The following is a 12,789-nucleotide window of genomic DNA, read 5'->3' on the forward strand; positions in this document are numbered from 1 at the left end:
GAACAAAGGACCCAGGCCACAGACCCGGACGAGGCGTGCTCATGGAGAACATCGACGACCGCGGAAACCAGCAGCCCACGCTCCGTCGGGGCCGCCGGACCTTCATCGTGGGAGCCGCCGGACTGGCGGGTCTCATGGCCTCGTCCCCGCACGCCGCGGCGCTCACCGCCGGGTCCGGCGGCGCGGGCCGTGTCCCGTTCCACGGCCGGCACCAGGCGGGCATCCTCACTCCGCAGCAGCCGTTCGCCGCGTTCGTCGCCTTCGACGTGCGCTGCGAGAGCAGGCAGGAACTGGCCGCCTTCTTCAAGAAGCTGACCCGGCGGGCCAGGGCCCTCACCACAGGACTCACACCGGCCGACCCGGACGTGGCCGCGCTCCAGGGCCCGCAGGACCGCCTCACCATCACTGTCGGCGTGGGGGCCTCACTCTTCGACGAACGCTTCGGGCTGGCATCGAGGAAGCCGGCGGGCCTGGTTCCGATGCCGGCGTTCCAGGGCGACGAGCTGGACGAGGCGGCCTGTCACGGGGACCTCTCCTTGCAGATCTGCGCACAGCACCCCGATGCCGTGCTGCATGTGATCCGGGACCTGGCGCGCGAGACGCACGGGGCGCTGAGCCCGCGGTGGCGGGTCGACGGTTTCCTCAATCCTCCCCGGCCGACCGGCGCCCCCCGTACCTTCATCGGATTCAAGGACGGGATCGCCCACCCGGATCTCAGCTCGTCCCGCGCCGCGGACCGGCTGCTGTGGCTCGGCGCGTCGGCGGGCGGACCCGCCTGGACCCGGGACGGCTGCTTCCAGGTGCTCCGGACCATCCGGCTGCACGCGGAGGCGTGGGACCGGGTGCCCATCCGGGAGCAGGAGAAGATCCTCGGCCGCCACAAGGCCACCGGCGCCCCCCTGACCGGCAAGAAGGAATCGGACGTGCCCGCCTACGATGCCGACCCGGACGGCCGGCGGATCGCGCTCGACTCCCACATCAGGCTGGCGAATCCGCGCACCCCGGAGACCGCCGACTCGCAGATCCTGCGCCGCAGTTACAACGTCGACCGGGGCATCGCGCAGGACGGCACGCTCGATCTGGGACTGCTCTTCTGCTGCTACCAGCAGGACATCGACCGGCAGTTCGCCGCGGTGCAGAAGCGCCTGGAGGGCGAGCGGTTCGCGGACTTCACCCGCACCACGGGCGGCGGGTACTTCCTCACCCTGCCCGGCGTGAAGGACAAGGCGGACTGGTTCGCTTCGGGGCTGCTCAGCGTATAGCGATGCGGTGAACGGTTTCAATCCCCCTTCCAAGTTTCCGTTCAGGACCTTGACAGGCAACACCCGTCACCCTAACTTCACCGCGTGAAACGATTCATCATCGAGTCGCACATCGGAGTCGCGCCGTGATCAGCAGAAGACGACTGCTCAGCACCACCGCAAGCACCGCCATCGGAACAGCACTGGCCGCCTCCGCCGTTCCCGGTGCCCGCGCCGCCGGACGGGACGCGGCGGGCGCGGAGGCGGTACGGGTCACCGAACCCGTCGTGGAGTACGTGAGCCACCCGCTGGGCCTCGACACCCCGCATCCCAGGTTCAGTTGGCCGCTGGCTTCGGACCGTCCGGGCCAGACACAGAGCGCGTACCGGATACGGGTGGCCGGCAGCGTCCAGCGCCTCGCGTCGCCCGATGTCTGGGACAGCGGCAAGGTCGCGTCGGACGAGTCGGTCCTGGTTCCCTACGCGGGTCCCGCGCTCAAGTCCCGTACGCGCTACTACTGGTCGGTCCGCGTCTGGGACGCCGAGGGCAAGGGCTCCGAATGGAGTGAGCCGTCCTGGTGGGAGACCGGGCTGCTGAACCCGTCGGACTGGTCCGCACAGTGGATCGGCGCACCGGCCGCTCTCATCGGAACCCCCGCGCTGGACGGCGCCTCCTGGATCTGGTTCCCCGAGGGTGACCCGGCCGTCAGCGCACCGGCCGCCAGGCGCTGGTTCCGCGGGCGGGTGGATGTCCCGTCGGGCGTCACGCGCGCCCGCATCGTCATGACCGCCGACGACGGCTTCACGCTCCACGTGGACGGCCGCGAGGTGGCCGGCACCGAGGGCGACAGCACGGCGGACAACTGGCGGCGGCCCGTCCTGAGCGATGTCACCGCGGAACTCGGCCCCGGCGCCCATGTGATCGCCGTGTCCGCGACCAACACCACGACCGGTCCGGCGGGACTGCTCGGCGTGCTGGAACTGACCACTGCCGACGGTGTGCGCACCTTCACCACCGGCGCCGACTGGAAGGCAGCCGACAAGGAGCCGGGCGCGCAGTGGCGGTCGCCCGAGTACGACGACAGCGCGTGGGCCGCCGCGAAGGTCCTCGCCCCGTGGGGCTCCGGCCCTTGGGGCAAGGTGCAGGTGGCGCACTCCCCCGCCACTCAGCTGCGCCAGGAGTTCCGGATGGGCCGCAAGGAGGTCGCGCGGGCCCGGCTGTACTCCACGGCTCTCGGTCTGTACGAGGTGTTCCTCAACGGGAAGCGGGTGAGCGAGGACCGGCTCGCGCCCGGCTGGACCGACTACGGCAAGCGGGTCCAGTACCAGACGTACGACGTGACCGGTCTGCTCTCGACGGGCGCCAACGCGCTCGGTGTGACGCTGGCGACCGGCTGGTACGCCGGGAGCATCGGCTGGTTCGGTCCCCATCAGTACGGTGAACAGCCCGCGGTCCTGGCCCAGTTGGAGGTCACCTTCACCGACGGCTCCATCGAGCGCGTGGTGTCGGGGACCGACTGGCGGGCGGCGGCCGGACCCGTCACCGCCGCCGATCTGATGGCGGGCGAGGAGTACGACGCCCGGCTGGAGACCGACGGGTGGACGCGCGCCGGATTCGACGAGGCCGGGTGGCTCACGGCCGACGCGGTCGAGGACGTCGAGGTCGCGCTCGTCGCGGCGGTGGACGGCCCCTCGCGCGTCGAGCAGGAACTGACGGCCCGCGAGGTGACCGAGCCGAAGCCCGGTGTCTTCGTCTTCGACCTCGGCCAGAACATGGTGGGCACGCCCCGGCTCAAGGTCTCGGGCCCCGCAGGAACGACCGTACGGCTGCGGCACGCCGAGGTCCTCAACCCGGACGGCACGATCTACACGACCAATCTGCGCACCGCCCGCGCCACGGACACGTACACCCTCAAGGGAGGTGGCCCCGAGACGTACGAACCGCGCTTCACCTTCCACGGCTTCCGCTACGTCGAGGTGACGGGCTATCCCGGCAGGCCGCCGCGCGACGCGGTCGTGGGGCGCGTCATCCACACATCGGCGCCGTTCACCATGGACTTCGCCACGAACGTCCCCATGCTCAACCAGCTGCACAGCAACATCACTTGGGGACAGCGGGGGAACTTCCTCTCCATACCCACCGACACTCCCGCCCGTGACGAGCGCCTCGGGTGGACCGGGGACATCAACGTCTTCGCGCCCACGGCCGCGTACACGATGGAATCGGCGCGCTTCCTCACCAAGTGGCTCTGGGACCTGCGCGACGGCCAGGCGGCCGACGGGGCATTCACGGATGTGGCGCCCTACATCGGGCCCGTCGGCAAGGGGGTGGCGGGCTGGGGTGACGCCGGGGTCACCGTCCCGTGGGCGCTGTACCAGGCGTACGGCGATGTGCGGGTGCTGGAGCAGTCCTGGTCCTCGATGCTGAAGTGGCTGGAGTACCTCAAGGCCCACAGCAGCGGTCTGCTGCGCCCCGCCGAGGGCTACGGCGACTGGCTCAACATCCAGGACGAGACGCCCAAGGACGTCATCGGCACGGCCTACTTCGCGCACAGCGCCGATCTCGTCGCCCGGACCGCCGAGGCCCTGGGCAAGGACCCGGCACCGTACCGGACCCTGTTCGGCCAGGTACGCGAGGCGTTCCGCGCCGCGTACGTCTCCGCCGACGGGCGGGTGAAGGGCGACACGCAGACGGCGTACGTACTCGCCCTGTCCATGAACCTGCTGGCCGATGGCGAGCGCGGGCCGGCGGCGAGCCGACTCGTCGCGCTCATCGAGGCGAAGGACTGGCATCTGACGACCGGCTTCCTCGGCACGCCCAGGCTACTGCCCGTCCTGACCGAGACCGGGCACACGGATGTCGCGTACCGGCTGCTGCTCCAGCGGACGTTCCCGAGCTGGGGCTACCAGATCGACCGGGGCGCCACGACGATGTGGGAGCGCTGGGACTCCATCAGGCCCGACGGCAGCTTCCAGGACGCGGGAATGAACTCCTTCAACCACTACGCGTACGGCTCGGTGGGTGAGTGGATGTACGCGAACATCGCGGGCATCGCCCCCGGCGGCCCGGGGTTCCGGAAGATCATCGTCCGGCCTCGTCCGGGAGGCGGGGTGACGGAGGCGCAGGGGCGGTTCGACTCGCTCTACGGGGCGGTCACCACCCGCTGGAAGAAGGACGCGGACGGCTTCCGGCTCAGCCTGTCCCTGCCCGCCAACACCACGGCCGAGGTGTGGATCCCGGACTCCGGCAGGGCGGGGGTCGCCGACGGCTCCGCGCGGTTCCTGCGGAAGGAGGACGGCTGCGCCGTCTTCACCGCCGGGTCGGGGACGCACCGCTTCTCCTCCTGACGCACGAGGAAGGCTGACGCACGAGGTAGGCGCCCATCAGGACAGCTTCTGTCCTGATGGGCGCCTACCGTGTCGCATGACGGCGACACCCACGCTCCCTCAGGAGGCGGCGATGCAGACGGAACCGACGGGGACAGCGGCCGCGGAGACACTGTTCTTCGAGCGGGCCGCCGAGCTGGAGTCCTGGCTCGACACCCACCACGCAACGCGCTCGGTGCTGTGGATCAGGATCGCGAAGAAGGCTTCGGGCATCGTGTCGATCGGTCCGGCCGAGGTGATCGACACCGCGATCTGTTACGGCTGGATCGACGGGCAGCGCAAGTCCTGCGACGAGGTGTACTACCTCCAGAAGATCACGCCGCGCCGGCCGAGGAGCCTGTGGTCCCAGGTCAACGTCCGCAAGGTCGAGGAGCTCACCGCGGCGGGGCGGATGCGGGAGCCGGGCCTCGCCGAGGTGCGGGCGGCCCGGGCGGACGGGCGGTGGGCCGCCGCGTACCCCTCGCAGAGTGAGGCATCCGTACCCGACGACCTCGAAGCGGCGCTGGCCTGCGACGCGCAGGCGGCCAGCCACTTCGAGCAGCTCGGCAGATCGGCCCGCTACCTGGTGATCCTGCGCCTCGTGACGGCGCGGACCCCGGCCGTCAGGTCCGCGCGGCTCCGGCGGATGACGGAGCGTCTGGCGGCGGGCGAACCGATCCGCTGAGCCGGCGGGCGGGCCGCGGCGCGCCGCTTCAGGCGCCGAGCAGTTCCGGGTCGTCGGCCAGCGAAGCGAGGTGGCCGCCCGGGTCCGCGATCAGCCTGCGTGCGGTGAGATCGAGCATGCCTCCCACCCCCGTGATCTCGGCGGCGACCGTGCCGTCCTCCTTGATGATCTGCTGCGCGATCCGGAAGGTCTTCCCGGCCCCGTAGACGAACGCGCAGGTCACCCGGACCTTGTCTCCGCCGCGCAGTTCGCTCGCGTATTTCACCGTCACTTCCAGCGCCACCGGACCGACGCCGGAGGCCAGCAGTTTCTCCTGCGGCACGCCGGCGGCCCGCAGCAGCTCCCAGCGCGCGTGCTCCGCGTACTGGAGATAGACGGCCTGGTTCAGGTGTCCCTGGGTGTCGAGTTCGTAGCCACGCACTGTCACGTCAACAAAGAAGGTCATGATCACCGCAACGCGGACGGGCGTTCTGTCATTCCTGCGACGCTGCGTCAGAACCCTTTACGAAGCTGTCATGCACGGGTAACTTCCTGATCGCAAAAGATTGCAGCAACATTCTGACAGCGCTTGCTGTCGGAACGCATTGCTCGCCCGGACCCCGAGGCGCGTCAGGGTTCTCCGGCGGGACAACCGCTGCTGCTCACTGAGCAGCGGCGCTGTCGGCAGCCGCGGTCCACCCGCCCGCGGCACTCCCCTGGAGAGATCAATGAAACGCACCCCTCACCGGCTGCTGAGACGCCCCCTCGCAGCAGCCGTGGCAGCCGCCGGGCTGCTGGGGCTCCTCACGGCGCTGCCGCAGGCCGTGACCCCCGGCTCCTCCGTGCCCGTCGCCGCCGTGGAGTCCACGGCGACCGTCTTCTACTACACCAAGACCAAGAACTGGACGGCGTACAACCTTCATTACGCACCGGACGGCGGGTCCTGGACCACCGTGCCCGGCGTACGGATGGAGGCGGCGTGCACCGACTGGGTGAAGAAGACCGTCCCGCTGGGCACCGCGTCGGGACTGGCCGCCACCTTCAACAACGGCTCCGGGGTCTGGGACAACAACGGCGGCAAGAACTACGCGCTGGGCACCGGGAACATCACGGTGAAGGACGGCGTGATCGCCCACAGCGACCCGTGCGCGGGCACGGACCCCGACCCGGATCCCACCCCCGGTCCTGGTGAGGGGAACACGGCTTCCGTCTACTACTCGACGGCCACGGTCGGCTGGACCACCACCAACCTGCACTACCGGCCCACGGGCGGCGCCTGGACCACGGTCCCCGGTGTGGGCATGGAACCCGCCTGCACCGGCTGGGTGAAGCGCTCGGTGGACCTCGGCTCGGCCACCGGGATGCAGGCCGCCTTCAACAACGGCAACGGCGTGTGGGACAACAACAACGGCGGCGACTACACGATCCCCTCGGGCCTGACCACGGTGAAGGACCGGCTGGTCACGGCCGGCGCGAAGGACCCGTGCGCCGCCGAGGTACCGGACACCGAGGCCCCGACCGCCCCGTCGAAGGTGACGGCCGACGCCGACGGCGTGTCCGTCGTGCTGTCGTGGGACGCGTCCACCGATGACCGCGGAGTGACGAAGTACCAGGTGACGAGGACCGGTGGCACCAAGGGCACGGTCGTCACCGACGTCGGTTCCACCGTCCACTCGGACACCGGCCTTGAGGAGCGGACCGCCTACACCTACACCGTCAAGGCCGTCGACGCGGCGGGGAACGTATCGGCCGCATCTGCCCCGGCGACCGCCACCACGGGCGACAAGCCCACGGCCCCGGCCTCCGGCACACCGCTGGGCACCGACCCCCGCAAGGACCCGATCTACTTCGTGCTCACCGCCCGCTTCAACGACGGGGAGAGCGCCAACAACCGGGGCGGCAGCCAGCACACGAAGTCGGGCAACGCGGCCAACAACGACCCCATGTTCCGCGGCGACTTCAAGGGCCTCGTCGACAAGCTCGACTACATCAAGGGTCTCGGCATGTCGGCCGTCTGGATCACCCCGGTGGTGCTCAACCGGTCCGACTACGACTACCACGGCTACCACGGGTACGACTTCTACAAGGTCGACTCCCGGCTGGAGTCCGCCGGAGCCTCGTACCAGGACCTCATCAACGCCGCCCACGCCAAGGGCATGAAGATCTACCAGGACGTCGTCTACAACCACTCCTCGCGCTGGGGTGCCAAGGGCCTGTTCACCCCCAAGGCCTACGGAGTGCGCGACACCCAGTGGAGCTGGTACTACGACGAGAAGAACGAGGGCTTCGAGTACGACGGTCTCACCGTCGAGACCAAGTCCGGGAAGTCGTACTACAACGGTGATCTGTGGTCCACGGCGGAGCCGTCGGGCAACACCTGCGTCAACTGGGGCAAGCCCACCCAGTACACCTCGCCCGAGGGCTACCGCATCTACAACTGCCAGTGGCCCAACCCCACTTCGGGCATGTTCCCGAAGGCGTACTACCACAACTGCTGGATCGGGAACTGGGAGGGCGAGGACTCGCGCAGCTGCTGGCTCCACGACGATCTCGCCGACTTCAACACCGAGAGCACGCCCGTCCAGAACTATCTGATCGGCGCGCACAACAAGTACATCGACATGGGGGTCGACGGCTTCCGCGTCGATACGGCGGTCCACATCCCGCGCACCACCTGGAACCGGCGTTTCCTGCCCGCGATCCAGGAGCGCGTCACCTCACAGTTCGGGGCCGAGGCCGCGAAGAACTTCTTCGTGTTCGGTGAGGTGGCCGCGTTCGTCAACGACAAGTGGAACCGCGGCTCGGTCAATCACTCCGCCCAGTTCTTCACCTGGAAGGAGCGCAAGGAGTACAACGCGGACGACGAGAAGGCCGCCCTGGAGATGTACGACTACGAGCAGCAGCAGGGCACGGGTGCACAGCCCGTCTCCAACAACGCCTTCCTGAACGGCAACGCGTATCACGCACCGGACCACAGCAAGTTCTCCGGTATGAACGTCATCGACATGCGGATGCACATGAACTTCGGTGACGCCAACAACGCGTACCAGAACGGCAAGGACTCCGACGACAGTTACAACGACGCCACGTACAACGTCGTCTACGTCGACAGTCACGACTACGGCCCCAACAAGAGCAGCGAGCGCTACGCGGGCGGCACCGACGCCTGGGCGGAGAACATGTCCCTGATGTGGACGTTCCGCGGCATCCCCACGCTGTACTACGGCTCGGAGATCGAGTTCCAGGCCGGAAAGAAGATCGACTGCGGCCCGACCTGTCCGCTGGCGACCACCGGCCGTGCCTACTTCGGGGACCATCTCGCGGGCAGCGTGACGGCCTCGGACTTCAGCAAGGTCGCATCGGCCGGCGGAGCCGTCGCCACCACGCTCGACAAGCCGCTGGTCAAGCACGTGCAGCGGCTCAACGAGATCCGGCGCGCGGTGCCCGCGCTCCAGATGGGCCAGTACTCCACGGAGGGCATCACCGGCTCGATGGCGTACAAGCGCCGTTACACCGACGCGGCGAGCGGCACCGACAGCTTCGCCCTGGTGACGGTCAGCGGCGGTGCCACGTACACGGGCATCCCGAACGGCACCTACAAGGACGCCGTCACCGGGAACACCCAGGTGGTCACGAGCGGCACGCTCGCGGTGCCTGCCCCCGGCAAGGGGAATCTGCGGGTGTACGTGCTCGACCTCGGCGGGAAGAACGCCGCCCCGGGGAAGATCGGAACCGCGGGCACGTATCTGAAGTAGCCCACGGGGGAGGCGAGTCGGTGCTCTGCAAGCACTGGCTGGCCTCCCCACCGCGACACCTCAGAGCCGGGCGCCGAGGCGCTTCTTGGCCTCGGGCCATTCGTCGGCGAGGAGCGAGAAGTAGACGGTGTCCCGCCAGGTGCCGTCGTGGCGCCTGCGATGACGGCGAAGCACCCCTTCGCGCTGGGCACCGAGGCGGGCGATCGCCTCCTGCGAACGGTGGTTCAGGTGATCGGTCTTCAACTGCACCCGCCCCATGCCCAGTTCCTCGAAGGCGTAGGTCATCAGGAGCAGCTTCGTCTCACTGTTGACCGCCGACCGCCAGAAGTCGCGGCCGTACCAGGTCCAGCCGATCTCCAGCCGTTCGTCGGACGCGCTGATATCCATGAACGAGGTCCAGCCGACCGCCCGGCCGCTCGCGCGGTGGATGACGGCGTACGGAACGTACGCACCCTGAGCGGCGGAGTCGAGCAGGGCGCGCATCGTCCCGGCGAGTTCGTCCCGGGACTGCGGCGTCGGTTCGCCCAGCCAGCGCCAGACCTCGTCGTCGCGGCCACCGGCCGCGAAGAGGTCTTCGGCATGGTCCATGGTCAGCGGCACGAGGGTCACATGCCGACCGGTCAGCGTGACGGGCGTGGGTATCTGAGCAGGCATGACGTAAGCCTAACCCAGTTCGGACTAGCTCTAAAGCATTTATGCACTAGTGCAAATAGCGCGGCTGGCGCGCGCATCTCCGGCGCCCTGACTACACTTTCGAGCATGGGACAGCGGCCTATGGCGGCGACTGCGCCCGAGCTCGTCCTGGAGACCGATCAAGGCTCCACAGTGATGAGGCCGGGCCGGGATTACCACGTCGGCCGCGACCCGTTGAGCGACATCGTCATCGACGACATCCGGGTCTCCTGGCACCACGCGGTGCTGCGGCCCGAGGCGGACCACTGGCTGCTGGAGGACGAGAACAGCACCAACGGCACGTACACCGAGGGCCGTCGCATCCATGAGTCGGACGTCGGCCCCGGCAGTGTGATCCGCTTCGGAAACGCCTCCGACGGTCCGCGCGCCCTGCTCGTCGGCACCGAGCCCCCGGCCACCGAAGTCCGGGCACCTGAAGTCCGGGCACCTGAAAGGCCGTCCAGTGTCTCGATGCCCGGTGCGACGGGCACCTTCCGGCAGCCGACGACCGTACGGCCGCTGCCCGCCCGCACCGTACGCATCGGCCGCGGCAGCGACAACGACCTGGTCATCGACGACCTGGTCGTCTCGCGCCGGCACGCCGAACTGCGCGCCCTCGCGGACGGTACGTACGAGATCGTCGACCTGGGAAGCCACAACGGAACCTTCCTCAACGGCACGCCGGTGGACCGCGCGCCCGTCTCGGCCGGGGACATCGTGGGCATCGGCCACTCGGCGTTCTGCCTGGTCGGCGACGAACTCCAGGAGTTCGTCGACACCGGTGAGGTCTCGCTCGACGTGCAGGACCTGGCCGTCACCGTGGACCGGGGCCGCAAGACGCTCCTCGACGAGGTGGCGTTCCCCGTCGGCGAGAAGTGCCTGCTCGCGGTGGTCGGTCCCAGCGGCGCCGGGAAGTCCACCCTCCTCAACGCGCTGACGGGACAGCGTCCCGCCGACCGGGGCAGGGTCCTGTACGACGGCCGTGACCTCTACCGCGACTTCGCCGAGCTGCGCCAGCGCATCGGGCTCGTGCCGCAGGACGACATCCTGCACGCACAGCTGACCGTCCGCCGGGCCCTCGGTTACGCCGCCGAGCTGCGCTTCCCGCAGGACACCGCCGCATCCGAGCGACAGGCCCGGGTCGCCGAGGTGATTCGTGAACTGGGCCTGGAACAGCGCGCCGACCAGTCGATCCACAGCCTGTCGGGGGGCCAGCGCAAGCGGGTGAGCGTGGCCCTTGAGCTGCTGACGAAGCCGTCGCTGCTCTTCCTCGACGAACCGACCTCGGGCCTCGACCCGGGTATGGACCGTTCCGTCATGCATATGCTGCGCGGCCTCGCCGACGACGGCCGTACGGTCATCGTGGTGACGCACAGTGTGCTGAGCCTGGACGTCTGCGACCGGCTCCTCGTCCTCGCGCCGGGCGGGCGCATCGCCTACTACGGTCCTCCGGACGAGGCGCTGGCCTTCTTCGGCTTCGAGGAGTGGCCGGAGGCGTTCGAAGCCTTCGAGAACGACCGCGACCGCGACTGGGCGGGGCAGTACCAGGAATCGGCCTTCCACCGCCGGTACATCCTCAACTCCACGGCCCAGCCGCATCTGCCGGAGGCCCCGGCCGCGGCGCCCGTCGCGCCGCCGCCGAAGACACGGAACTGGGGCGGTCAACTGCGTACGCTCGTACGCCGGTACGCCGCCGCCCTGAGCGCCGACCGGACCTTCCTCGTCATCATGATCGCGCTGCCGTTCGTGATGGGAGCGATGGCCCGCGCCCTGGCAGGCAGTGAGCTGACCCGGGAAACGGCGATGAACGCCCTGCTCATCCTCTGTGTGGGCGGCGTGCTGACGGGCGCGGCCAACGCGGTGCGGGAGCTGGTCAAGGAACGGGTGATCTACCAACGGGAGCGTGCGGTCGGGCTTTCCAGATCCGCGTACCTGATGTCCAAGGTCGTGGTGCTCGGCGTCATCACGGTGCTCCAGGCCGTCGTGCTGACCCTGGTGGGTCTGGTCGGCGTCGATCTCAACGCGCCGGGCGACAAGGGTGTGCTGCTGCCACCCCTGGTGGAGATCACCCTGGCCGTCGCGCTGCTCTCCTTCACCGCGATGATGCTCGGACTCCTCGTGTCCGCGCTGGTGCGCAAGGAGGAGGTCACCATGCCGTTGCTGGTCCTCCTCGCCATCGTCCAGGTCGTGTTCTGCGGGGCGCTGCTCAAACTGGACGGGGTGATCGGGGTCGAGCAGCTGGCGTGGCTGGTGCCTTCGCGGTGGGCCCTGGGCGCGATGGCCGGAACCATCGACCTCTCCGCGATCGTCCCGGGGAAGCTGACGTCCGATCCCCTGTTCGAGCACTCCGCAGGGGTGTGGCTGCTCAACATGGGGATGCTGATCGTCCTTTCGCTCGTCTTCGGCTATGTGGTCGCGAAGCTCCTGCGCCGCCACGAACCCGCCATCATGCGGAAGTAGGGGCGGCCCATGGCGACTCCGGAGTTCCGCCCCACCCATGTCGTCCCCCCGGACGGAATGCCCGCCTGGGAGGCTCCCGACGTGGCCCGGCCGACCATGCCGCTCGACCCCCTGCTGCCCGTACAGCTCCTCGACCGGCGGGGCGACTGGGGATTCATCGCGTGCGCCAACGGCTGGTCCGCGTGGATCGACGGCAGGCTGCTCGTCCCCGTACCGCAGGATCCGCCGGCCGCCCACCAGCCGCTGGCGCGCACGGCGGACCCGGGTCCTCTGCTGGCCAGGACCGACGAGGCGCTCCACCAGTACCGGCGGGCGGCGCAGGAGCTGGCGGACGGTGAACTCGACGGCGAGAACTTCCGGCTGCGCACCCAGGGGCTGCGGGTGGGCGTGATCGTCGACGGCGAGGCGGTGTGGCTGTACGACGCGGAACACGAGCGCTGGGTGTACTGCGACGGCAAGCAGCTCAGTACGTACGCGGCGTCGGCGGGCCCCGGACCGGGGGCGGCGGCCGGCACGTCCGGTTCGGGAGCGGTACGGGACGGGGGCCACGAGCCCACCCGGGTCGTCTCCGACGCCGGTCCGGCCACGGGCCCTTCCGCGGGACCGCCGACCCGGTCGGTCCGGTGACCTCC

The 12,789-nt window shown here is 69.4% G+C and carries 8 protein-coding genes; 6 read left to right on the plus strand and 2 right to left on the minus strand.

Annotation, left to right across the window (positions count from 1 at the left end; translation table 11 throughout):
* Nucleotides 1-41: 41 nt before the first annotated feature.
* The 3 genes from ACWGO0_RS04220 to ACWGO0_RS04230 all read left to right on the plus strand — a co-directional run bounded on the left by ACWGO0_RS04220 (nt 42) and on the right by ACWGO0_RS04230 (nt 5,291).
* On the plus strand, nt 42-1,262 hold the full coding sequence (locus tag ACWGO0_RS04220; protein WP_453527679.1) for a Dyp-type peroxidase: 1,221 nt from the start codon (nt 42-44) through the stop codon (nt 1,260-1,262).
* Between the two features lie 125 nt (nt 1,263-1,387).
* Nucleotides 1,388-4,588, plus strand: coding sequence for an alpha-L-rhamnosidase (locus ACWGO0_RS04225; RefSeq protein WP_453527682.1), 3,201 nt, complete (start codon nt 1,388-1,390; stop codon nt 4,586-4,588).
* Nucleotides 4,589-4,700: 112 nt separating this feature from the next.
* Nucleotides 4,701-5,291, plus strand: a complete 591-nt coding sequence (locus ACWGO0_RS04230) for a YdeI/OmpD-associated family protein (protein WP_453527685.1) — start codon at nt 4,701-4,703, stop codon at nt 5,289-5,291.
* Between the two features lie 28 nt (nt 5,292-5,319).
* On the opposite strand, the gene ACWGO0_RS04235 is transcribed toward ACWGO0_RS04230, so the two are convergent.
* Nucleotides 5,320-5,736: an acyl-CoA thioesterase gene (locus tag ACWGO0_RS04235; RefSeq protein ID WP_453527688.1), complete on the minus strand. Its 417-nt coding sequence runs from the start codon at nt 5,734-5,736 to the stop codon at nt 5,320-5,322.
* Nucleotides 5,737-5,998: 262 nt separating this feature from the next.
* On the opposite strand from ACWGO0_RS04235, the gene ACWGO0_RS04240 reads away from it, so the two are divergent.
* Complete coding sequence (locus ACWGO0_RS04240; protein WP_453527690.1) at nt 5,999-9,025, plus strand: carbohydrate binding domain-containing protein; 3,027 nt, start codon at nt 5,999-6,001, stop codon at nt 9,023-9,025.
* Between the two features lie 60 nt (nt 9,026-9,085).
* Here ACWGO0_RS04240 and ACWGO0_RS04245 read toward each other — a convergent pair whose 3' ends face one another.
* Entirely contained in the window at nt 9,086-9,679 is a 594-nt protein-coding gene (locus ACWGO0_RS04245; RefSeq protein ID WP_453527693.1) for a GNAT family N-acetyltransferase, read from the minus strand.
* 105 nt (nt 9,680-9,784) lie between these two features.
* On the opposite strand from ACWGO0_RS04245, the gene ACWGO0_RS04250 reads away from it, so the two are divergent.
* Together ACWGO0_RS04250 and ACWGO0_RS04255 are read left to right on the plus strand one after the other, a co-directional pair.
* On the plus strand, nt 9,785-12,157 hold the full coding sequence (locus tag ACWGO0_RS04250; RefSeq protein ID WP_453527696.1) for an FHA domain-containing protein: 2,373 nt from the start codon (nt 9,785-9,787) through the stop codon (nt 12,155-12,157).
* A gap of 9 nt (nt 12,158-12,166) precedes the next feature.
* Complete coding sequence (locus tag ACWGO0_RS04255) at nt 12,167-12,784, plus strand: hypothetical protein (protein ID WP_453527698.1); 618 nt, start codon at nt 12,167-12,169, stop codon at nt 12,782-12,784.
* Nucleotides 12,785-12,789 lie beyond the last annotated feature (5 nt).

The sequence above is a fragment of the Streptomyces sp. NPDC055749 genome (genome assembly GCF_053617235.1).